Source organism: Pirellulales bacterium, from assembly GCA_035533075.1.
Lineage (GTDB): Bacteria > Planctomycetota > Planctomycetia > Pirellulales > JAICIG01 > DASSFG01.
Genome location: DATLUO010000254.1, coordinates 1 through 22686 on the forward strand (window position 1 = coordinate 1; position 22686 = coordinate 22686).

The 22686-nt window shown below is 61.9% G+C and carries 22 protein-coding genes; 11 read left to right on the forward strand and 11 right to left on the reverse strand.

Annotation, left to right across the window (positions count from 1 at the left end):
- On the reverse strand, positions 1-288 hold a 288-nt coding region (locus VNH11_31510), incomplete at its 3' end, for a hypothetical protein (GenBank protein HVA50912.1).
- Between the two features lie 466 nt (positions 289-754).
- Positions 755-1684 (reverse strand): DUF3800 domain-containing protein, encoded by a 930-nt coding sequence (locus VNH11_31515; protein HVA50913.1) that lies wholly within the window; start codon positions 1682-1684, stop codon positions 755-757.
- Between VNH11_31515 and VNH11_31520 the strand changes: the two genes are divergently transcribed.
- The 5 genes from VNH11_31520 to VNH11_31540 all read left to right on the forward strand — a co-directional run bounded on the left by VNH11_31520 (position 1598) and on the right by VNH11_31540 (position 6552).
- Positions 1598-3802, forward strand: a complete 2205-nt coding sequence (locus tag VNH11_31520) for a hypothetical protein (GenBank protein ID HVA50914.1) — start codon at positions 1598-1600, stop codon at positions 3800-3802. The genes VNH11_31515 and VNH11_31520 overlap by 87 nt on opposite strands.
- Positions 3803-3988: 186 nt before the next feature.
- A complete protein-coding gene (locus tag VNH11_31525) occupies positions 3989-4870 on the forward strand; it encodes a hypothetical protein (GenBank protein HVA50915.1) in 882 nt (293 codons plus the stop codon).
- A 13-nt stretch (positions 4871-4883) separates the two neighbouring features.
- Complete coding sequence (locus VNH11_31530) at positions 4884-5192, forward strand: hypothetical protein (GenBank protein HVA50916.1); 309 nt, start codon at positions 4884-4886, stop codon at positions 5190-5192.
- Positions 5193-5210: 18 nt separating this feature from the next.
- Positions 5211-6065, forward strand: coding sequence for a hypothetical protein (locus VNH11_31535; protein ID HVA50917.1), 855 nt, complete (start codon positions 5211-5213; stop codon positions 6063-6065).
- 55 nt (positions 6066-6120) lie between these two features.
- On the forward strand, positions 6121-6552 hold the full coding sequence (locus tag VNH11_31540; GenBank protein ID HVA50918.1) for a HipA N-terminal domain-containing protein: 432 nt from the start codon (positions 6121-6123) through the stop codon (positions 6550-6552).
- A gap of 15 nt (positions 6553-6567) precedes the next feature.
- On the opposite strand, the gene VNH11_31545 is transcribed toward VNH11_31540, so the two are convergent.
- The 6 genes from VNH11_31545 to VNH11_31570 form a co-directional block, all read right to left on the reverse strand.
- A complete protein-coding gene (locus VNH11_31545) occupies positions 6568-7728 on the reverse strand; it encodes a Fic family protein (protein HVA50919.1) in 1161 nt (386 codons plus the stop codon).
- Between the two features lie 161 nt (positions 7729-7889).
- Positions 7890-8039: a hypothetical protein gene (locus tag VNH11_31550; protein ID HVA50920.1), complete on the reverse strand. Its 150-nt coding sequence runs from the start codon at positions 8037-8039 to the stop codon at positions 7890-7892.
- 105 nt (positions 8040-8144) lie between these two features.
- Positions 8145-8618: a carboxypeptidase-like regulatory domain-containing protein gene (locus tag VNH11_31555; protein HVA50921.1), complete on the reverse strand. Its 474-nt coding sequence runs from the start codon at positions 8616-8618 to the stop codon at positions 8145-8147.
- Positions 8618-9688 carry a DUF1559 domain-containing protein gene (locus VNH11_31560; GenBank protein HVA50922.1) on the reverse strand — a complete coding sequence of 357 codons (1071 nt, stop codon included), beginning with the start codon at positions 9686-9688 and terminating at the stop codon, positions 8618-8620. Before VNH11_31560 ends, VNH11_31555 begins: the two co-directional genes overlap by 1 nt.
- A gap of 176 nt (positions 9689-9864) precedes the next feature.
- A complete protein-coding gene (locus VNH11_31565; protein HVA50923.1) occupies positions 9865-10863 on the reverse strand; it encodes a hypothetical protein in 999 nt (332 codons plus the stop codon).
- A gap of 401 nt (positions 10864-11264) precedes the next feature.
- Entirely contained in the window at positions 11265-13256 is a 1992-nt protein-coding gene (locus tag VNH11_31570; protein ID HVA50924.1) for a DUF4214 domain-containing protein, read from the reverse strand.
- 507 nt (positions 13257-13763) lie between these two features.
- Here VNH11_31570 and VNH11_31575 point away from each other — a divergent pair.
- The 5 genes from VNH11_31575 to VNH11_31595 all read left to right on the forward strand — a co-directional run bounded on the left by VNH11_31575 (position 13764) and on the right by VNH11_31595 (position 19173).
- On the forward strand, positions 13764-14048 hold the full coding sequence (locus VNH11_31575; protein ID HVA50925.1) for a hypothetical protein: 285 nt from the start codon (positions 13764-13766) through the stop codon (positions 14046-14048).
- 385 nt (positions 14049-14433) lie between these two features.
- Positions 14434-16008: a class I SAM-dependent methyltransferase gene (locus tag VNH11_31580; GenBank protein ID HVA50926.1), complete on the forward strand. Its 1575-nt coding sequence runs from the start codon at positions 14434-14436 to the stop codon at positions 16006-16008.
- Between the two features lie 90 nt (positions 16009-16098).
- Positions 16099-16800: a methyltransferase domain-containing protein gene (locus tag VNH11_31585; protein HVA50927.1), complete on the forward strand. Its 702-nt coding sequence runs from the start codon at positions 16099-16101 to the stop codon at positions 16798-16800.
- Positions 16801-17161: 361 nt separating this feature from the next.
- Complete coding sequence (locus VNH11_31590) at positions 17162-17872, forward strand: 2OG-Fe(II) oxygenase (GenBank protein ID HVA50928.1); 711 nt, start codon at positions 17162-17164, stop codon at positions 17870-17872.
- 368 nt (positions 17873-18240) lie between these two features.
- Positions 18241-19173, forward strand: coding sequence for a toxin-antitoxin system HicB family antitoxin (locus VNH11_31595; GenBank protein HVA50929.1), 933 nt, complete (start codon positions 18241-18243; stop codon positions 19171-19173).
- A gap of 62 nt (positions 19174-19235) precedes the next feature.
- Here VNH11_31595 and VNH11_31600 read toward each other — a convergent pair whose 3' ends face one another.
- The 3 genes from VNH11_31600 to VNH11_31610 form a co-directional block, all read right to left on the reverse strand.
- The gene (locus VNH11_31600) at positions 19236-19580 is read right to left on the reverse strand and encodes a hypothetical protein (GenBank protein HVA50930.1); all 345 of its coding nucleotides are present in this window, start codon (positions 19578-19580) and stop codon (positions 19236-19238) included.
- Between the two features lie 168 nt (positions 19581-19748).
- Positions 19749-20024 (reverse strand): hypothetical protein, encoded by a 276-nt coding sequence (locus VNH11_31605; protein ID HVA50931.1) that lies wholly within the window; start codon positions 20022-20024, stop codon positions 19749-19751.
- A gap of 232 nt (positions 20025-20256) precedes the next feature.
- Positions 20257-21876 (reverse strand): hypothetical protein, encoded by a 1620-nt coding sequence (locus VNH11_31610; protein HVA50932.1) that lies wholly within the window; start codon positions 21874-21876, stop codon positions 20257-20259.
- A gap of 410 nt (positions 21877-22286) precedes the next feature.
- On the opposite strand from VNH11_31610, the gene VNH11_31615 reads away from it, so the two are divergent.
- Complete coding sequence (locus tag VNH11_31615; protein ID HVA50933.1) at positions 22287-22676, forward strand: DUF433 domain-containing protein; 390 nt, start codon at positions 22287-22289, stop codon at positions 22674-22676.
- Positions 22677-22686 lie beyond the last annotated feature (10 nt).

Genomic DNA, 22686 nt, shown 5'->3' on the forward strand with positions numbered 1-22686 from the left:
GGCGGTGTTCCGCGCCGCGGCATACCAACCGCAGAGCGCCGCTGCCGCTGCCGTGGCGGCCAGCATCATGCGCAGGCTCCAGCGAAAGCGCGGCCGATGTCGGCGCAGCAGCCATTCGCAGGCGGCCGCCGGTGCCGCCAACAGCACGAGCCAGACGGCAAGATTGCACGTCAAGCGGACGGGACTGAAACAATCGCCAAGCACGCCCGACGGACCATACGTGAACCAGAGAATTCGTTGCCGCCACAGCAGCGGCCAGCCATACGACATGCTCCAAGCGCCAAACATTTTGGTTTCTAATCTGCGGTCCCGCGAGCCCACGCCACCCGCAGTTCCGGGGCCGCCAGCCCGCCTAGGCGGGCTGGCAGCCGCGGAACTGCGGGTGGCGGAAGAGACCGACCCCCTCTAGAAACTAACGTGAGCCTCCGCCCGGCAAGCGGGCGGCATCGCGCGGAACAAAAGCATCATGTCCAATGGTCCGCGAACGTCGTGACGCTGCAAGCCAATCCTGCCGTATCCTGCAAGGCTCCCGTCTCTCGCTCGGCCGTCCCTCACGATCGGCACGGGCAGCCCAACCAGCCCCGACGCGAACGGCAGCCAAAAAAGATTCGTTGACCGACGAGCAAACCTCCGATATGATTGTCTGTGCGGTAAAGACACTGTACCGTGCTAGAGGAATAACCCGCTGTGCGAAACGTCTCCGGAAGGGAGGCGTGCTCTCGAAAGGGAGCTAGGCAGCGGGTTTTTCTTGCGCTTAGGGCCAAGCCCGCACCTCAAACTCGCGTCTTTTGACCAGCAACCGGAAACGGTCGTCGCCCTTGAAGGAACGCATCACGGCCCCGCAGATCATGTCGGCCAACTGGATCAAGTCGTTGCCCGACGAATCCGAAAGCTTGCTGCGCTTTACGGTTCTTTTGCCCGATGCTTCCTTGCTGATTTCCGCAATGTGCCGCGTCAGGTGCCGTCCGAACTCTTCGCCACCACCGCGATCGATTTCTAAAAATGCGTCCTCGATATGCGGCTTCAACAGCTCGAACGCGAAGCCGATCACGTATTGGTAAAACGCCTTCTTGATTCGCAGGTCCGGCACGGCAAGTTTCCGCTTGTCAAAGACCGCCGACATGTAAAAGAAATCATGTGCGGCAACCGCATTTAGGAAGTATTCGCGGACGCGATTGCTGCTCTTCGAAAACTTGAACTCCGCCGTCGCAGGCAATTTTAACTCGCCACGAATGGCCTTGATCCGATCGCGGCACGCGTCCGCAGCATCCTCGGTGCGGAAAACCGCCGCGGTCACAACGAACAGCGGCGTCGAGCCGCGTTCGATATCGAACCCAGGATCCCCTGATTCGTCGACATAAACGAGCACCGTCGCACTCCATCTCGGCATAGCCTTCGCTAGAACGCCATCGCTTCGATTGTGCCGCAACAGTACCCTCCAAGCCAGAGCGGATCTAGGCTGACGGTGATCGCCACGCTTGCCGTTCTGCCAATTCGCAATTCGCAATTCGCAATTCGCAGTCCCCTCTCCATGCCCCGCTCCTTCACCGCCAACTTCCTGACCCAGGCCAAAAGCAAATCCGCCCGGCCCTATCAGGTGCTCGAAGTCGATTGGGGCGGAACGACCGGCACGGTCTACTACCTCGATCGCCCCGCGGCGTCGTTTATCAATAACGACGGCCACCGCCTGCCGACTTCGGGCGTCGATAACAACGTGCTCGTGCTCCAGTGGCCGGCCGTGTCGCTGTCGCTCAAAGAAGGCGCCATCGGCGCGACCGATCAAACACAGGTCACACTCGACGATGCCAACGGCGCGCTCACCGCCATTCTCAACACGCAAGAACAGCAACGTAGTCTGGTCCGCGTGTGGCGGATGTTCGACGACCCCTCGTGCCATTGGGGCCGCGACGCCGGGCTGATGCTCGCCGGCTGTCTGCGGCCGTTCGATTGGACAGCCAAAGACAATCAGCTCGTGCTGCACATCGGCGATCTCGGCCCACTGTTAGCCAAAAGCATTTCTTGCACGGCGACGAACAGCGTCTTTCCGAACGTGCCCAACGATTACCAGGACCGCAACATTCCGCTTTGCTGGGGAATCGCCCTGCGGGTCGAGGCGGTCTGCATCCAACAGCCGTGGGAGACGCACATCACGCAGAACACCGACGGCACCGATCCGATCACCGTCACCATCGCCGACGACCCCATCGACCTGGGCGTCGATGGCACCGGGCGGACCAGCTATCCGGCCTGGCTGGGCCTCGACGCGGTCACCGTCACCTTCCTGCAATCGACCACGCCCGGTACCAACTCGAGCACGGCCACCATCACCAAACTGTGGGACCCGGTGCTGTTCAGCGCGGTGCTGTTGGGCACGGTCGACGGCGCCGGCAACTCGCGGCTGATCTTTCAGAACGAGCACATCGTGCCGGCCTCGATCGCCAGCCTGATCGCCAACCCGTCGTCGAGCGACAGCATGTTCGCCGGGCAAGAAATCAAAATCATCTCGCAAAAGCTCGGCCCCGTGTCCGTGACGCTCGCCAACTTCAGCGGCGACGCGCCCTGGCCGAGCTGGTACACGGTCGCCATCAACGATCCGACCGGCAGCGTGCTGCCGAACCTGGAAATCGGCGACACGTTCAAGTTTCTCAAGAACGGCCTGCCCATGCGCGGCTGGCCCACCGGCACCGTGCTGAAAGAGCAGAACACGCAAGCGGTTTACATCGCCAATGCCCTGCCCAGCAAGAACGTGGCCAAGGTCGAAGGCTTTGGAACCATCACCGACCAGGCCGGCAACACGCGGAAGGATTTCATCGTGCTGGGCAACTACACCGAGACCATCATCTCCGGCTCGATGACCACCCGGCTCACCGGCGGCGGACTCGTCGTCAATCTCAACGACAACACTTGGAACAACCCGCCCGGTACGGGGCTGGGGCAGAACGTGACGAGCGTCACCTTTCCCGGCGGCGTGCCGCGCGACCTGAACGCCAATCTCGACGACGACCGCATCTGGGTCACGCTGGAAGGCGTGGAAGACGCCGGCGACTCCACCGGCAACCTGATTGCCAACCCGGCCTTGGTGATTCTGCAATATCTGGAACATCCCAACCTGATGAACGTCGCCCCCGGCAGCATCAATCTGGCATCGTTCGTCACCGCCTCGGCGGCATTGGCGGGCTACTCGTGCGGCTTCGCCCAGGTGGAGGCGGCCGACGGCCTTTTGCTGTTGCAGCACATCGCCAGCCTTTGCCACAGCGTATTGTTCTTCGACCAGGGGCAGGCAAATCTGGTGGTGTTGTCCGACGTGCCGGGCACGATCGCGGCGACCTTCGACACGGCGGCCAACGACAACCTGTTGCAAGGCAGTCTGACGCACAGCGAAAGTGCCGTCGACGACGTGGTGAACGAGGTGACGATGAAGTGGCGGCAATGTTGGGACGACCGGACCGGGCAAAAGCTGCTCGACAGCAAGAATGCCAACTTGACGAGCATCGCCGCCTTCGGCCGCATCGCCAAAGAGATCAACCCCTGCGACATCTACTGGAACCGCACCAGCGTGGCGATGGAGCGCGACTGGTGGCTCGATCACCTGTCGAGCATTTTCCGCTCGGTGCGGTTCACGGCGTTTTTAGACGCCTTGGCGTTGCAGCCCGGCGACTGGATCAACGTCAGTTGGACCGACGGCGGCGGCCGCAACCTGTTCGGCGGCCCGCAGTCGATGCAGGTGACGCGCTCGATCGACATTGGCCGCGACGGCCTGGTGCAGGTCGAGGCGCGGTGGGTGGAGTTTGCGTATGAGTAGATCGCCACAATGTTAGTGCTGCCATGGTTTTACGGCGAAAGCGCCCACCTTGAGGCAAAGCGAAAGGCCTTTGCAAGCCGATCAATGAGAGATAGAATAACATACTTTTTGCAATGCGAAGGCAATTTGGGTAAGATACGTATGGTTGCTGTTTGTTGATGAAGACCCCTAAGTCCAGAAGGGAGCATGGAAGAAGAGCAGTTCGAGCACGAGGAACCGTGTGACGAGCCGCTTGAAACTGCGGCACCGCCTACACTGCTGAAGGCATTGAACCACATCATGGGTCCGGTGTTGGATCGAGAGCACGGGTCATTGCTTTACAACGTGACGAACTGCCGCAACATTGATCCGGGAGCGGTCCTACTCTTCTGGTACGCCTTCGAGCTTGCAAAGCGTCGAGGGCGGAGAGCGCGGATTTTTGGGCGGGGGGAACTCATTGCCGAACTCGCGGAGCATTTTTCGCACTATCGCGGTGATCAACCAGACGATGCGTCGACGACGAGCAGAGGGCTATACCCGCTGCGCAGCATACAAAATGAAGAAAGCATGCTTGCAGAATTGGATGAGTGGTCGCGCTCGGTGCAAGAAGGTACGACCGCAAGTCCGGAACAAGTGGCACTCTGGCAAATGCAAATAGCTGAGGTTACGACAAACGCCTTTCAGCACGGGCCGATGCACAAGAAACGAGAAACAATGCCCGCAAGTATCGTTGCAGGAAAGGCGTCCGGCCAATGCGCTCAACTCGCCGCGCTTGACTTTGGCTCGACTATTCCACGGGTGATTTGTGAAGTCGCGAGCAAGCACGGAATCTCAGGTGGAGACGACTCGCTAATTGAATTTGCTTGCGGTAAAGGGATCACGTCACGGTCTGTCAGGCAGAACCAAGGAGCGGGCCTATACAGTCTTGTTCAAACCGTACATGAAAACGGCGGGACGCTGCAAATCTTGTCACGGAACGGGTTGGTACATTTTTGTTCAGGCCAGGTCTATGGTGAATGCCTGCCGTGTCGGCACGATGGGGCACCGGCGTTGGACGGCACGTTAACGGTAATTAATTTACGGATTTGAAAGGGCCAAAAACATGACAATCGACGCCAGAGAAGTTGTCGGGGCCGGCTTTCCACCCACCGAGGGTGAACGACTGGCCGTTTGGCTGATGGAACAAGGCGATCTCGACTGGCACGACCTGACCATCGATGTTCGCCGGTGTCCGCCAGCGCTGCTCATTTCTGCATTCTTCAACGCATTTTTGCAGAAGATATTTGAGGTGGAGCCCGCGAGACTGGAGCTAGCGCGGTCGATTAAATGGCAACCAACGTTCCCCTTCCAAGAAAAGAACATCAAAGAGTGGGTGGACGCCTTCAGTCCGTTTACACCCACTGAATGTTAAATCACGCGTCGGTGCCGCATGACAGTTCACATCGCCGCCTCGCTCCGCGACGGAAGCGAGGCCGTGATCTTCTCGGATAGTCAGGCATCGAGCGCTGTGGATGAATACCATGGCGAGCAGAAGCTGTACGCCGGCAGCGACTTTGTTGTTGGCTGTGCCGGAAGTGTCTCTATCATCAGACACCTCTTCGAGGTTCTCCATGCTACGCCGCATGTCGCGGCGGGGAACGTCGCGAACTTCATAGAAGAATTTCTGCGTGACGAAGTCCGCCCTGCAATGCATTCAGAGTTGCACGTGCTACTTCTTACCGATGGTGGTGGCAATTGTGCGGCAATCCGGCAGTTCTCGCCTGACACTTTCACTCGTTTTGGCGGGCGCGTCGACTTCTGCTCGATTGGCAGCGGGGCGGATTTTGTCTATCGTGCCATTGGCCGCGACTCCAAAAATGGCATCGCCCACGCGCTTTCTTCGTTGACGGACTTGATTCTGGCCGCGGAGAACTTGGCAGAAGCCGCTAATGAAAGTTTGACTGTCGACGATCTGCACCTAGTCGGCTTGCTCCGCCACAGACGCAGCTATTTAATGGGCCACCGCGCCGTGCCGCCGCAATTTGCGGTCCAGCAATTGCTCGATCCGAGTGTTTGGACTAAGGTATCAAACGAGTTTGAGCAACTGCTGGCGCTCGTCAAAACAATTCGGTCAGAGGTGTCGATCGCGCAAGGCACTGCCTCACTGATTAAAACCAGCTCCCTGCAAGTGCCGAACGCACAACAGTTGCTCGCAGCGAGTCATGCCGTGGGGCTAACGCGTGCGGCTCTCCAGAGTAGGATCGACGCCTATTGCGCGTGGTACGATGCTTTGCTCGGCAGGTAGTACGAATCCGCGAACAATGAAATTCACAAAGGCGATACAAAAGGTTCTCGGCAGCTTGCGGCGGCGCGCCGGCATCAGCGAGACGAAGGCTGCGGCCGCAGCGGCATTCGAGCTGCGGTATGCCGGTTTGCGCGTCGGCACTCTGACGTGCCGCGACGGGAAGTGGACGTTCTGGTATTCGGAGCAATTCCGCCACAGGCCCGACCTGCGCCCGTTGGTGCAGTTCGCCGACGTAAACCGTGTCTACAGATCGGACCGACTCTGGCCCTTCTTTCTGCTTCGGATCCCGAGCATGAGCCAGTCGGACGTGCAGGACGCGCTCAAGCATGAGCACATCGACGCGACCGACGAGGTTGCCCTGTTGCGGCGCTTTGGCAAGCGAACCATCGCCAATCCCTTCGAACTGGTCGAAGTCGAAGCGGGCGATGTGACAGCGCCACCCAGCCCGTCCAAAATTCCAAAGGTGCCCGAGCCGATGGCCTCTTAGCCAACGGCCGGCCGGTCAGGCCAAGAGCCCAATAATTTCCTTCGCGACATAAAGCCGGTTCCGCGCCCGCCCGACGAGTTCTTCCAGGATGCCACCGGCAACGAGCTTCTCGATGTTCTTTTGCCCTCCCTTGAACGTCATGTCGAGCGTGCGGGCTGCTTCCGAAATGTCCGTCACGGGCCACTCGAAAAGCTTGTCGGCCAAGCCCAGCAAGCTGGCCGTGCCTTTCCCCTGCTGCAACTCACGCCGGTATCGCTCGCGCAGTGCGATCAACTGCTTGGCCCGTGCAGTTGCATCGGCCGATTCGCTCGCCACGCCGTTGAGAAAGAACAAAATCCATTCTTCCCAACGCGCGTCTCGGCTCACCTCCCATAGATGAGTCACGTACTCCGTTCGATTTCGCTCGAAATAGGCGCTCAGGTAGAGCAGCGGCTCGGCCAAGATTTTCCATGCCGATAGAAGCACCGAAATCAGCAGCCGTCCCACTCGCCCGTTCCCATCGGCAAACGGGTGGATGGCCTCGAACTGATAATGAATGACCGCGGCTTTGGCCAGCGTCGGCAAACGCACTTTGTCGTCATTGATGAAGCGCTCGAGCTGGCCCATCAGCGTCTCGACCGAAGCTTCCGGCGGCGCCACATAGCGCGCGGCCCGAATGTCGCTGCTGCCGACGTAGGCCTGGGCTTGGCGGAATTCGCCAGGCGATTGGTACTGGCCGCGCGCATCGCTCACGCCCTCCAGCAAGATGCCGTGCATCTCTTTGATCAGCCGGTTGCACACCGGCATTTGCGAGAGTCGCTGGAGGCCATGCTCCAACGCACGAACATAGTTGTGAACCTCACGGGCGTCGTCCGCCTCTTGGACAACGTTGCCGCCGTTCTTTTCCTCGGTCTCAAACAGGTAAAGCTGTTCCAGTTCGGTACGGGTGCCTTCGATCTTGCTCGAAAGCACCGCCTCGCGCCGCATGAAGGGCTGGGTAAGGAGATTCGGATTTGGAAGACCAGGTATAATTGCCCGCAATTCGCCCAGTGCCAAAAGCGCTGCTTCGTTGGCACGTTCGAGCGCCATCGACAGCTCCAACTTCGTTGGCAGCTTGTCGGGCACGAATGCCGAGCAGCCGAACGGAGTGTGTACCAGCCGGCCCGGCGAGCGCTTGGTGAACGACTTGGGATCCATTTGGGGCGGCCAAAATAGCGGATTGGCCTTATTGGACTGGAGTACAATAAGCGTGTGGTTATTGTACTAAAATGGCGTTTCAGTACAATAAGGCTCAGGTATGGCGGCTAAATGCCACCCGACATAAAAATCCCCAAATCATTATCTCCAAACATGTTGCGTCACTTTCGACCCTTTAAATACCCATTCGCCAGCTCGCACATCTGCTGCACGAACTTCAGATAGCCGTGCTGCGTCGCGGGCGGTGCATCGCGCCGCTGGACGATTTCGACAATGCCTCGCGGCTTGAGATCGACCCGAAGCGGTGCCAAGATGTTCGGTGCAAATCTCATCGCGGCGAGTGGCCAGCGCGGCCTGGTTGCCGGGCCGCCGGATAATCCGCGCAGGGTCGTTAAAGAGTTCCCACTTGCCGGCCATCAATCCAGCAACTCCACCTCGAAAGCGATCTCGCCGCCGGACTTCACTTCGCACGTCAACGGCGACGCGTCAAGCTCGTTGTACTTGTCGGGCAACACGTTCTTCGGCTGGTCGGCCGATGTGTTGCCGCCGGCCGCCTGTTCCATGCTCACGGCCTGCGTGTTGGGAGCCGCCTGGAACTTGGACACCAGCACCGTATAGTTGCCTGGCTTCACCGCCAGTCGATAGCCGCCGGCGGCGTCGGTGATGTCGGCTCCGGGCGTGCGTTTACCGTCGGGGTCGGCGAACGTCACGGTTGCTCCTTCGACCGGTTGGCCTCGGTAGGTCACTTGGCCGCGGACGGGCACGGTGCCGGCCGGGTCGTGAGGGGAACAACCGACGAAGAGCGAAAGAAGCAGCGCCGCGGCCGCCACCCCACCGCAGCGGGGGGCGCCGCGATGCCAGCCAGCCAGGTTCATCGCGATCTCGGCCATCACTCGATTTGCAAAGCCTCGCCGCCTTCGACCGTGCCCATGGCGCCCCACACGCCAAAGTTCTGGCTGGGCGGCATGCCATAGGCGGCGCAATCGATGTCCTGGCTGATCAACCTCACGCTGGCATCGGCCATGGCGCACAAAGCGCCGCCGGGATGAGCGCTGCTGGGCGAAAAAATGCCGTTGGCGTTGCTGGGGTTGTTGGAGTTCACGTCGTAGCACGAAGGGCTGTTGGGCGGCAAGATGGTGGTAAAGGCGCCCCAGTGCGGGTGCCCAAAGGCCCACAGGTCGCCCGCCGTCCAAACGGCGATGCCGCTGACGATATACTCTCCGTTTCGGGCCGTCGCCAGGCAGAGCGTGGGGTTCGCCGTCAGCGCCGCCACCGAATAAGGATAGACGCTTTGCCCGGCGATCGTCAGCGCGGTCGCTCCCAGCCCTTTTTCGCTCATCCCCACGGTGTGGGTGGTGCCGTCGAGGATTTCGTTGATGCCTTTTTGCAGCGATTGGCCGAAACAAGCCGGCTTGCTTTTCGGGCTGGCCCCCAGCGTCTGGAAACTATAGATGCCGTTCGTCGCGCCCGAGTAGTTGGCGATGGTGGTTCCGACACAGAAGTGATAGCTCCGTTGGCCGATGTTCGACTCCCGTACATTTCCGACCGACGGCGCCGACGGGCAGAGCAGCACGCTCAGGTTCGCCTGCCAGGGAAGATAACCGTTGTTCCACGGGTCGGGAGGCGGCGACGTGTCGACAAACTGCTCGTAGCGCGGGGCCTGCTCGATATACGGGAGCAACGACACGACCCCATGATAATCACCGCAGCGGTTCGCGTCCGGATTGTTCGGGCCGCCCCGCAAAAACGGAAAGCGGTTGAAGGCGTCGTGATATTCCATCGCGGCCAGCGACAGTTGTTTCAGGTTGTTGCCGCATTGCGAGCGGCGCGCGGCTTCACGGGCCGCCTGCACGGCGGGCAGCAACAGCGCCACCAAAATGCCGATGATCGCAATCACCACCAGCAATTCAACCAAGGTAAACGCGCGGCGGACCGCCTGCTTCGCTGGCCAGTTGGGCATAAAAAACCTGCCGATGCGAGATGCCAAAAATTCGAACGAGCGCGCCTCTTCGCTGCCTCAGCGAGCCTTTCTCGTTGTGTCTAGTATAACGACAATCCACCGTTGGGGCCAGCTTTCTGAGAACCAATAAATCGCTTCGAACGCGATTTCGGTGCGTCCCGCGCATTGCCATGCCGCTACCGCACCGTCGCCGGCTGACTGGCCACGGGTGCCTCGGCGGGCACGGGTTCATCCGCCTGAACCGGAATCACGCGGGGCACAGTACCGTCGGTCGGGCAATCCGCGGACGGACCCGCCTCGGGCACGGCCGACGCGGCCGGCGGGTTGTCGGCCGGCAACGGCGACGTCGGAGCAGCCGATGGAGGTCCCGCCACATATTCATGTTGCGGAATAGAACCAGCCGCCGAAAACGACGGTGCCATCGGGGCGCATTGCGGCACAGGACCAATTGGAAACGCCTGGTCGCCGACGGGCGCCGCGGACGAATAGCCGTACACCGGCGGGCCCGGCGCGGCGACCTGCGTCACTTGCACCGTTCGGACGGCCAGCAACTGCATTCCGGTGACGAGCGCGATCAGACTGCCCGCGAGCATCGGAAGCGGACCTGTGCAGAGTCCGGTGATCGCCCAACCATGCCCGACGAGCTGGCCCGCGCGGCGATTGAGAACCACCAGCCCGGCGATGCCCAGGGCGACCGCCAACGTGCCGCAGATGGCCACCGTCGCCAGATGCGCGCCCAACAGCACCATCGCCGCTTCTTCGAACCGTTCGCCAAACGTGGAGATGACCGCAAAACTGACCGGGAACACGAACAGCGCGACCAGGGCCACAATGCCCAGCACGCCCGACGACAACGCCAGACGCGAACGCTTGAGGCGGGCCGAGAGCGTCTTGGCGCCGGCCGGAATGAGCGGCGCCACGCCCGGCGGCAGCAAGGCGCTTTCGGCCGGCGCGCCGAAGTGGGCCGCGTCGGCCGACGTCGCACACTCGACGGGCGATCGCTGATGGGCTTCGACGGCGGGACTGGCCGCGGCCAATTCCCGCAGCCGCGTTTCGAGTTGCGTGACGATCGTCAGGCGGTCGTTTCGGGGAAGCAGACCCAGCAGGGCCCGGTCGATCGCATCCAGACGTTGATCGATAAGCTGCTGCGTGGTGGACGTGGCGGTCGTTGACATTGGCCGGCTCCTTTCGGCATAAGGTTCTGGCCCGTCCGGCGGCGACCGAACATCTCATCCCCGACGCCGCGCGGACGGACCGATGGCCGTCAACTTAATCTCAGAATAGCCGTTCGTCCTAGAGCAGTTCGCCCGCGGTGGCGAAACATGGTGCGGAGCTATCGATGAGCCGGCTTTAGCCGGGCTTCGACGGTCTGCCACCAGCTTTAGCTGGTGGTTTGCGGGCGCGGAGATCCATCTCGGCAGCCGGCTTCAGCCGCGCTTCTCGACCGTGGCTTCAGCCCTTGCCCCACGACACCGAAGTGCGCAACGGTCGAGAAGCCCGGCTGAAGCCGGCTCAAAGGAAAAGGCATGGGTAGCCGTATACCACCAGCTAAAGCTGGTGGCAAACACGATCCGCACTAGCTCGTCTTCTCTTGATAATACTCGGCCGAGCCGGTGAAGCCGGCGATCACGTCTTCGTTCGTCTGGCCGGCGGCGAATTGCGCCAGCCAGTAGGTCACCCCGCCCGCATCGGCCGCGCGGCCGAGATAGTGCTGATAGTCGGCGTCGAGGAGTTTGGTTTCGTTTTCGGCGCTGTCGGCGATCGCGAGCGCCACGTCGCTGCGGGAATCGCCCGCCGCCAATTGGCCGGCCCAATACGTTTCTCCGCTGGCGTCGACGGTGCGGCCCAAGAGCAGCGTATAGATCGAGTCGATCCACGCCGTGTTGGTTCCGCCGGCATTGAGGTAGAACTCGTTGGAGGCGACGAACCCGGCCTCGAGCCCCTGATCGGTCAGGCCGGCCTGCATCTGCGAGGTCCAATAGGCCAGGCCGGCGGCGTCAGCCACCCGGCCCAGCAGCTTCACATAGTCGGGCGCGATGACGAAGTTCTGATAATACTCGGCGCTGTGGGCGATCGCCGTGGCCACGCTGGCGATGGCCGCGCCCTGATCGAGTAGATTCGACCAGTAGCTCAGCCCGCCGGCGTCGGGGGAGCGGCCCAGCACGTCTTCGTACACCGCCGTCACGTATTTTTGGTGCGCCGTGAGCGCCGTCGTCGTGACGTTGGTGTCGAGCGTAATCGCGTTGTTCGGTTGCGTGCCGTCGGTGTTGTCCGTCGACTCGACGTAGGCCGCGTTCGCCAGCACGCCGGCCGCGGTCGGCGTGACCGTCACGGTCAAGGTCGCCGTCGTTCCTTTGGCCAAGGTCGGTATCAAGGCGGACACCACCGACCCGGACTGGGCAACCACGTTCACGCCGCCCAGGCTGCTGGTGCCGCTGACGAACGTCGCGCCCGTGGGCAGTAAATCGGTGACATACACGTTGGTGGCGTCGGTGGTCGTGCTGTTGTTCGTGACGGTCAGCGTGTAGGTGAGCGACTGATTGACCACGGGATACGTGGGGCTGGCGCTCTCGGAGATCGAGAGATCGGCGGCCGAGCCGGTCGCCGCCATCACCGGCGTCACCGTGGTGGCGAAGTTGTCGCCGCTGCTGGTGTCTCCGCCCGTGCTGCTCACCGCCGCCACGTTGATCAACGCACCGGGCGGCGTGTCGGGACCATCGACGGTGATGGAGAAGGTGAGCGATTGCCCGGCGCCGAGATTCGGCAGCGTAGCCTGGGCATAATAGCTTTGCGGGAAGGTGACGGTCACGCCCGTGGGTTCGCTCGAGTTGGTGCCGGGGAACGAGCCGTTGGGCAGCACGTCGGTCACCTGCACGCCGCTGGCGGTGGTGCTGCCGTTGTTCTTCACGGTGATGGTATAGACGACGTTGTCGCTGCCGCCGGGCGTGACGGGAGCATTGTTGTTGGCCGGGCTGACGCTGATGGCGAGGTCGTTGGCGCCGGCGCCGAGCGCCGTGACGCTGTTCTGCTGCTGGCTGGTGGCCGCCGTGGCCGACGTGGAGTGGCTGGGATCGTCGGCGCTGTAGACGGCCGCCGTATCGGTGAGCGTGCCGCTGGTCGAGCTGTTGACCAGGGCGAAGACGACGGCGTTGGGCGCGCCGCCAATGCCGCCCGTGCTGCCGGCGGTGACCGTGCCGACGTTGTACGTCACCGTGTTGTCGGCGGCGTCGTAGCTGATGTTCGGCACAGCGGGGTTGTTGGGCGTGACCAGGCCGAGAAAGGTCTCGCCGGTGGGAAGTTGATCGGTGACCACCGTGTTGGTGGCATCGCTGGCGCCGCTGTTGGCGACGGTGAGGTTGTATTGCACCACGTCGCCGGCCACGAGCGCGGTCGTGGGCGCGACCTGGTTGGTCATCGCCAGATCGGCGGCGAGCAGCGTGCGGGCTTCGAGTGTTTCCAGGCCGGCCGTCTGAAAGCGTGTTTTTCCAAGGGGCGCGGCGCGGCGGGTTTTGCGGTCGGACCGGCGCTCGCGGCGTGTGCCAAACAGAAAGTTCCAAGCGTTCATCATTGCCCTTTCAAGAACTGCGGCCGGACTTGGAAGATGCCCCGTTTCTTTCATCGCTCCGGCGGGGCGAAGGCCGTGAGATTAATTCCGTCCAGCCAGCCCCGAAAGACCGGCGAATTTGCCCGGCTTGCCAGGCGTAGCACCGAAGGTGCGTGATTCGACAGCCCAGGGTGCAACTTTTGATGTTGCGCGTTTTCCGCATCCGCCGCGTAGCGGCGCTAGAGTTTAGCCGTGGGTGCGAACCCACGGTAACGTTCGGCGAGTGCCAACAAAGCCGCGTAGCGGCGACAGAGGTTCTGCCGCCGCTACGCGGCTCCGCCGAGGGATTTACAACCATCTCCGTGGGCTCGCGCCCACGGCTAAACTCTGTGGCCGCTACGCGGCCGGGTGCCCAAAGCGCAACGTCAAAAGGTGGCAACCCTGGGTTTCGGGCAGACGGAAAACATCGTAGCCCTGAAAAGGCGTCATTCCCCCGTGTAGCAACACGCGGCCTGGCATTATCATGAATTCATGGCCAAGAAACGCATTCCTCGGTACAAGCGAGACGCCGACGGCGAGGCGACGCCCCGCCCGCGCAGCGGCCGAATCGCCGCCGACCCATCGAAGCGGGCCCCGAACAACTCCTATGGTCCGCCGCTGTTCTACGAGGACCGGCCGTTCGAGAGCGGTGAGGCGCGAAGGGTTGCCGTTCGCGAATTTCAAAGTCCGAGAACCCGAGCGGAAGTCATGGCCACCATTGAAGAATTCGCCGCGGCAATCCTGGCCTTTTTGGCCCGCGCATCAGCCAGCTCGTGATGCGCCGCGATTGCCAATTTTGACCGCGGCCCGTTTTGCCGATAGGATTGAGAGGTTCCCGGCCCTCACCAAGCGGCTATCGCCAAGAAGAAAGCCGTAAGCCCTAACGGGGCGTGATTCCCGTGATTGTAGGCGTTGGCCAAAAGCGGAATTCGTCGACATCGCGCGGGCCGATGACAGATCGATAATATCCATCGCCGCGCCGGGGAATCGCGCCCTTTCAGGGCTACGGTTTCGCGCGGCTCGACATCCCAGGGTTCCGCTGCGTGTACCCTGGGCTATCGAATCACGCCCCTTCGGGGCTACGAACGCGGCCCGCTCATCTCTCATCTCTCATCCCTCGTCCGCGCACCAACCCAAGCCACTCGCCCGCCATACTACCAACATGCCCAGCCTCACACGCCATATCCACGAATCGCTGATCGCGGCCGGACTCATGCCACGCGCCGCCGCGCCGCTGAGCCGGCCGATGGTGCCGGCGGTGCGCGAGCCGCTCTCGATCGCCGTCAAAAACATGCCCGGCCCGCTCGACGACAATCGCTGCACCCAGCAGCCGCGCCGCGCCATCAAGACGCGCAATCTGCTCTATCACGTCTGGCCCGTCGCCAACAGCGACCTCTGGCTGTGGAATATCGAGCAATTGCTGAAACGCATCGAGTTGTTCAACGGCCGCCGTGTGATGGCCATCGTCACCGATGAAGAATCGCTCGATGCCGCCACGGTCAAACGCCGCGTGGCCGGGCACCGCTTCGAATTCATCGAAATGCCCAACGATCCGCGGCTCCGCGAAGCCGGCAGCTTTCCGCGGCTGCTGCGGCGCGTCAAAACCAGCGACCCGTCGGTGGTCACGTTCTACGCTCATGCCAAAGGCGTCTCGCGTGCCCGAACCGTCCATGCCGTCGAAAAGCGCTGGGCGGAGTGTATGTATCACCATTGCCTCGACTACCCGGAACGCGTCATGGAGGCGCTTTCGCGCAAAGCGATGTACGGCGTCTCGTTCGAGTTGGAAAAACTGTGGATTTATCCGGGCACGTTCTGGTGGTTCCACAACGCCAGCCTGTTCGCCAAAGACGACTGGCACACGCTCGGCAATCCGATCACCAAAGAGGGCGTGGGCTGGTCGGTCGAGGCGTTTCCGAACCGCTTCTTCGCCGACGACTGCGAGCGGTTCTATCCGCCCGAACTGCGCTATCCCAAAGACACGCAGTTCGGCCTCTACGACCCGCGCATTTGGAGCGACGACGTGCGCGTGGCCTCGCTCAACGAACGGGCAAAATGGCGCTGGGGCCATGCCATCGAACGCGAGTGGCTCACCTGGGGCCGTATCTTGCCCGGCGACAACATCGTGGCCGCGGTCGGCCGCTATGCCAAGCTGGCCCGCGCGCGGATTCTGGAGATCGGCCCCGGCTACGGTCGGTTCATCGAAGCCCTGCGCCGCAAGCGCGTGCCCTTCGCCGCCTACACCGGCGTCGACCTGTCGCCGCAGCGCAGTCGAGAGCTGCGGCAGAAATACGCCAGCGCACACAATGAACCGACAGGTGCCTCAGCAATCCAAAATCCAAAATCCAAAATCCAAAATCGCACCTTCACCTGGGGCGACGTCGAAAGCGTCAAAGACATGGAGCCGCTCGGCCGATTCGACCTCGTGGTAGCGACGCTGATCTTCAAGCGGCTCTGCCCGACGTTTCAGCTTGCGGCCACGAATTGCCGGCACACCTTGGTGCCGGGCGGAAGGTTGATCTTTGACGTGCCGGAGACGGGCGTCGATTGGCCGGCGACCGAAGAAGCCCAGATCGGCTCGTTCGAGAGCGGCTGGGGCTTTGGCGCGTTCTCGAAGTCGTATCGCAAGGAAGAGATTTGCGAGTTGTTGGAAGCGGCCGGCTTCATCGACGTGAAGTTCGACGCCATCGTTCATGACGGCGATAAACGGCGGCTGCTGGTGATCGCCACGCGAGCGTGAAGAGTGGTTAGTGATTAGTGATTAGTGGTTAGCGGCCGCTGATCGTGGCTAACCACTAACCACTAACCACTAACCACTCATCCCTGCCGCATGCACATCACGATCACCGACCAGCAGCTCGCCGACATCAACGGCAACCTGAAGTGGCTCATGTTCCAGCGCGACGCGGCCGGACGGACCGTCGGCGGCGGCGACTGGGACTATCCGCTCGTCGATACCCGTTTGCAGTTGCTGCTCGACCGCCTCGGCCCCGCCGCGCTGGCCGGCCGGCGCGTGCTGGAGCCGGGCTGTCTGGACGGGCACCTCACCGTCGGCCTGTGCGGCGCCGGCGCCGACGTGACCGCCTTCGACGTGCGGCCGAGTTGCGTCATCAAGACGTTCGCCCGCTCGCTGGCCTTCGGTTTTCAGCCGCGGCTGCTGCTGCACGACGCCCGGCGAATGGCGGAGCTCGGTACGTTCGACCTCGTTTATCACTCCGGCGTGTTCTATCACCTGGAGGATCCGGTCGAGCATCTGCGAAGCATCGCGGCTATGGCGCCCATGATGGCCCTCGACACACACACGGCGCGGCCGGAGGAGCCGCTCGACGCGATCGACGGCTACGAAGGTTGTTGGGCCGGTGAGTTCGGCTGGCACGACGAGCAGAGCGGCCTCGGCCCGCGTTCGTTCTGGCTCACGCGGCCGGAACTGTTTCGGCTGTTCAACGAATGTGGGTTCGCCCAGGAGACGCTCTGGCAAGACGACGCCGCGCCCAACGGTCCAAGGGGGTTTTATCTGTTGAAGAGGTCTTAGGTTTTGGGCCTTGTCATGGCGTGAATGCTTTTCAGCCGGCTTTAGCCGGGCTTCGTCCGTTTGCCACCAGCTTTAGCTGGTGGTTCGCGGCTACCCTGCTTTTTCCTGGAGCCGGCTTTAGCCCGGCTTCTCGACCATACCGCCGCGCGGGAAAACCGCCGCGCAAGGGCTAAAGCCACAGTCGAGAAGCCCGGCTGAAGCCGGCTATCAAATCTCCCTCCGCCCCGCAAACCACCAGCTCAAGCTGGTGGCAGACGGTCCAAGCCGGCTAAAGCCGGCTCCTCCCTCTACGTCTTACTTTGCGCGAGCTCATCCCTCATCCCGCGTCCCTCATCCCGCATCCTGAACCCCGAACCCTCCCATGATCCAACACGACTTCATGTCGGCCGATCCCTTCCCGCACCTGGTGCTCGATAACTTCGCGCCGGAGTCGACGCTACGGGCGGCGGCCGCCGGCTTCGACGACGTGCCGCACGACGCCTGGGTGCGGTACGACGATCTCGACGAGCGCGGCAAACGGGCCTGCAATAAGCTCGAAGCGATGCCCGCCGCCTGCCGCGACTTTCTCACGCTGCTCACCAGCCCGACCGCCGCCACGATCTGCCAGTGGCTGACCGGCATCGACGGCCTGGTCTCCGACGCGTCGCTCTATGGCGGCGGCCTGCACGTGACCGAGCCGGGCGGATTTCTCGGCACGCACCTCGACAATGAGCGGCAGCCGGCGACCGGCCTGGCCCGGCGCTTGAACCTGATCGTCTACTGCACCGACTGGTCGAAGGCCGGAGGCTGGCAGGACGACTGGGGCGGGCACCTGGAGCTCTGGGACCGCACTGCCAGCCGCATCATCAAGCGGATCGCGCCGCTCTTCAACCGCGCGATTCTTTTCGAGACCAGCAGCCACAGCTACCACGGGCACAGTCAGCCTCTCGCCTGCCCGGCCGACATTTCGCGGAAGAGCGTGGCCGTCTACTACTGGAGCGCCTGGCGTGCTCGCGCCCGTTTCTTTGCCCGGCCCGATGAGCAGCCGGATGCACAGAGGGAGGCGGCCCGGCTGGCGAGGGCCGGGCGGTGACGGCGACCCGCTAAAAGTTCATCCAAAGGCATTCTGTCTCTCGCGCCTTCTTTTTGCCGCCGGCGGCGTGATTCGCAATGTCGAAACTGACCCGATTCCAACCGGAATAAAGTTCCTCGTAGAGAGGCGACGGATAGCCGCTCAGCACAATCCTCGCCTTGCACGAACGTAGAAGTTCAGCGAGTCTGCGGTGATCGTCGTCGCTCATTTCCGCGCCATAAACGTTGGTGCTTCCCTTTGCGCGAGTTCCATGGACATACGGCGGGTCGCAATAGATCAAGCCGTCTTTGTGATCGAATCGCGGGATCGCCTCGAACGCCGACTGGCAGATTATTTGTACTCGACGCAAGCGATCGATAATCTCACTGATGAGGAAATTCGGCGTGATTCATGGGGCCGCTCCGTCCGAGAAGAGCGGCAAATTCGTCGTCCGCATCCCCAAAACGGTCCACCAAAAGCTCGACATCGAGGCGCGTCACGAGGGAGTCAGCCTCAACCAGCTTGCCGCCTGCAAGCTTTCCATCCCTCTTTGGAACAGCGAAGGGTTAACCTACGAGGTGGTCGTGGATGCCTTTAACGCGACGCACGACGGTTATTCGACGGATTGGGTGATCGTTGAGCCGGGCCGCAATGCTCGCTTTCTTGAGAAATGCAAAAGCCTCGGATTGCGGCATGGCGCTTGGGTTCTGAACCATGCGCTAATGAACATCCGGAAGACGACCAGATACAGCGCTCGCCTGAACAGAGCAACGAAGCGCGCCGGTTTTTCGGACTACGACGAGTATGCCTTCGCGTCAGAGATCGCCGTGCGCACCCTTCAACGGACGGAAGGGGTAACCCTGGATCGCATGCTCTGCGACCCGACAATGCGTGAACGATTCGACGAGTTGGCCCGGCAATTGGCGCCAACTCAGCCGGTCATAAAGCTACGGTGCGCCGCTCTGAATCTACGAAAGACTCACCGGCTTAGACCAATGCCTCGGAACACGACCGAATATGATTTGGTTGCGGCCGGACCGCTGCGAAGAGTCGATCTGTCTATGATAGCCACCCTCCCAGGCACGTACGTGTTTTATGACGTAAACCGTCCCATCTATGCCGGGGAGACTGAGAACCTTCACAAGCGCATCGAAATGCATCTTAAGTCAGGACTTCCTCGATGGCTTCAGGCCGACATGGAGGAAAGCCTTGTTCTCAAAACGCTGGTGCTTCCGTCCGCCAAAAGAGATGACCGGCTCGACTGGCTTGGTGCGTTCGTGAACCGGGAACGGCCGTTGTTGAACTACCAGAAAGCTGCGTAATGAGACGAACTATAGTGTGTGGATTGTTCTCTCGGCAAAGGGCGCGACGATGGCCGACGAGGTCAATTAGCGCCACCATCACGCTCTCGCCCCGCAACACTTCTTGAACTTTTTTCCACTGCCGCAAGGACACGGACCGTTGCGCCCGGTCCGCGGGCCGCGGCCATCGCGTCTTTGATCGCTCCCATCAGCCGCGGCACGATCAAGTCGCGATGCTCTCGCGCCTCGACGATCGCGCCCTCCGGCAGCACGCGAAAGTCTACGTCGAGCTCCACGACGATCCGGTCCAACTCGGCCTCGACGACCCGCGACGCCGCGGAATCGAGCAGTTCCAGCAGCCGCGGGTCCAGCGAGGCGGACGAATCCAACCGAGCCTTGCACTCGTCGAGTTTCTCCTCGGCGAGCATCCGTTCGCAGCGATCGAGACGTTTGTTGTAGGGTCGATGTCTCGATCTTCATTCAGGACGATTACCGGATGCGACCAGGTGATTCGTTTCCCCTCCGAATCGCGCACTCTTGCGAGAACAATGTCGCCCTGCTTATACCGAGGCACGCTGTGTTCTCCGCTGTGGCTCCTATTGCCACTCGTCGTCGAGCAGTTCTTGTGACGGCTCAACGCTTAGAGCGCGAAGCTCCTCGAGCGATGGCATAATACCCTTGACTCGCTCAAATTCGGCTTGATGCTGAGCCCGCAGGTTCTCGATCTCTTCCTGTCTCGCGCGTTCGCGTTCCTCTTCCAATATCCCGGCATCGTCTGCTCGAGGAACATTGGATTCACGGGCGACCAATTCATCCGCTGCTCCTATTGCATCCTTGCTTCGCCGGAGGGTGGTGCGAGGCTGTTCTGACATCACGATAGCTCGGTCTGTGAAATTCCCAACTCGTTTTGCAGCAATGATTTAGGCACAACCATTCTATGCCGAAAGACTATCGGTTTCTAGTGGGCTAGTCAATCTAGAATGTTTTTTGACGCAAATCCAGCCTAGATTATCGGTTGCGCCGCGCGAAAGCGAAACAGCGCTCGAATCTTTGCGCGCATCGGGCCGCTCCCATTGTAGTGGCCAGCACAAGACCAGCCTCGCTCTATTCTAACGGGTTGCCCCCGGCCGGTGGCAAATCGACGGCGACGACGATATCGCCCTTGGGAATGGGCAACGTCAGCGGCACCGTCGGCGCGCCGGAATCGTCGACGCGGTCATACCCGACGCTGTAAAGCACGTAGCCCGCGGGCAGCTTTTTGTAGGCCAATGGCCGGTCGCTAAAGGGATCGAGCGGCACCGCAGCAAGATATTGGGGGACGAGTTCCTCGAGGGCTTCCGGATAATCCTTGTTCGACAGCCAAAATCGCCGCAGTGCCAGTTGGCAGACCAACAGCCGCAGCCGTGCGCGTTTTTCGCCGCCGGTGGCGTCAAATAGAACGTCATCCGTGAGCGCCTCGTTGGGAAGAAAGGCGCGGTTCAGGATATGCAAGCGATGTCTCCACGGATAGGCTCGCGCGTAGTAGAGTCGTTCTCGGGCCACGCTGGCATCGGGCGCCTCGCGGCGAGCGTCGATCTCCACCAGTCGTTCCGCCAGTTTGCGGCAGCCGTCGTCGTCGAGTCGTGCGACGATCTTCTGCAAGCCCTCGATTCCCAGCCGCTCAGAAACAAAGCCGAAGCCATCGTGCATCATCACGCCGCCGTTGGCGATCGCGGCCCCCAACTCGATGTCGGCGAGGTAGCTCTCGACGGCCGTTTCGAGCGACCCGTCCTCTAACTCCTGACGCCCCCGTGCGGCAAGAATCTGCGACAGTTTCTCGATCCGCCGGCCTTCGGCCGAGAGCCGGTTGTCGTTCATCGTTTCATACAGCACCGCCTGGCAGGGACGAGCCAAGCCTCTTCGCAAAAGCGCCATTGCGGTCTCTTGCTTGTGCAGGTAGGCCCGCAGCTCATCGCCCGACAGGGTATCGACCTTGGCCCAGTTATTATCAATCGCCTCGGCCGCCCGCAGCAGATCGACATAGCCGTTTTCAGCCAACGGCGATGGGTGGGCGAGCAACCGCAATCGGTACGCGGTCCAGTAGATTCTTGCCGGCAAGAGGGCGATCAACAGCAATGCCGCCGCCGCCGTCGCCCGGCCGAACGGCCCGCGCGCCGATCGCGCCAGCCAGAGCCAGCCTGCCATGAGCAGCGCCGGAAAGGCGACGATGAGCGCCGCGGCCCGCAGCCAAACACTTTGTTTGCCTTCGACGGCCCACACGGCGACGAGCGTAAAGCCACCCATCACTCCGCCCGGCAGCACGTCCAGATACCAATCCCAGCGCACCTGCGGCGGCAACCGCACGAGCATTGCCAAGAGGCCGCTCAATAGCACGAAGGCCAGCAACATCTCGGCCAGCGAATAGCGGCGGCCCCGCGGTGCATCGGTTCGATTGGCGGTCGCAACGGATGCTGGCGGCTGCGTCCGATCGGAACGGCTTTTCAATCGCCCCAGCCGCAGCAGCACGACCGCCGTCTGGCTCAGAAAAAACAGGCACAGCCGCGGATCGGCCGTACCCAGCCAAAGCGAGCAGAACGCCAACACGGCGGCCAATTTCCAAAACCAGTGGCCGCGGCCCCGAGCGCCCCACACCGCGACCAGCCCGGCCAGGCTATAGGTTGCCATCACGGCGAAAATCGCCGCGGCGATCGTCAGCCCAATCTGCCAGGGTTCGTAGGACGACATCGCCGGCTTCTCCTTTCGGACGCCGCAACCAACCGCGGCGGCATTCGGCAGTTTACGTGATTCACGACGTGCCCGCCATTGCCTGTGGTGCATGCACGCCAAGCCAACGCGCCGGTAAAACACAGAGAATCTTGCCGCGCACGGCGCTCGCGGAGCTGCCTTCTCGACCCCGAAGGGGGCGTATTCGATAGCCCAGGGTACACGCAGCGGAACCCCGGGTCCGTGGGGCCGACAAGATCGCAAGCCCCAACGGGGCGCGACTCCAGGTGCCGCGCGACGGTCGGTCCGTTGCTTTTGCGGATTGTTGCCTGAAGCCGTCTTTGCTGGGAGAATAGGCTATTCGCTCGTGTGGCTCGGATGGACGCCGAGGGCGCCACGTTTCACGATCATCCTGGAAACAAGGAGATGTTATGCCGCTGGCGATCGAGACCGATCCTGTTCCGCTTCGCGTCGACGAATTCGGCGTCGTCCGAGTGGGCGAGTCGCAGGTGCTGCTCGACGTCGTCGTCGAGCATTTCAACAACGGAGCCGAACCGGAGGCGATCGCACAAGGCTTCCCGACGCTGGATCTGGCGGATGTCTATGGAGTCATCGCGTATTACCTTCGGCACCGCACGGAGGTCGACGATTACCTTCACGCGCGACGACAGGAGGCGGAACGGTTACGGCAGGAAATCGAAGCAACGCAGCCCAGCCGAGCGGAATTGCGCGCGAAATTGCTGGCGCGGAAGGCACAGATGGAACTAGCGGATGCTTCGCCTGGCAGGGGTCGAAAATCTCCGTCCTGCTGGCGCGCTTAGCCCGCCAAAC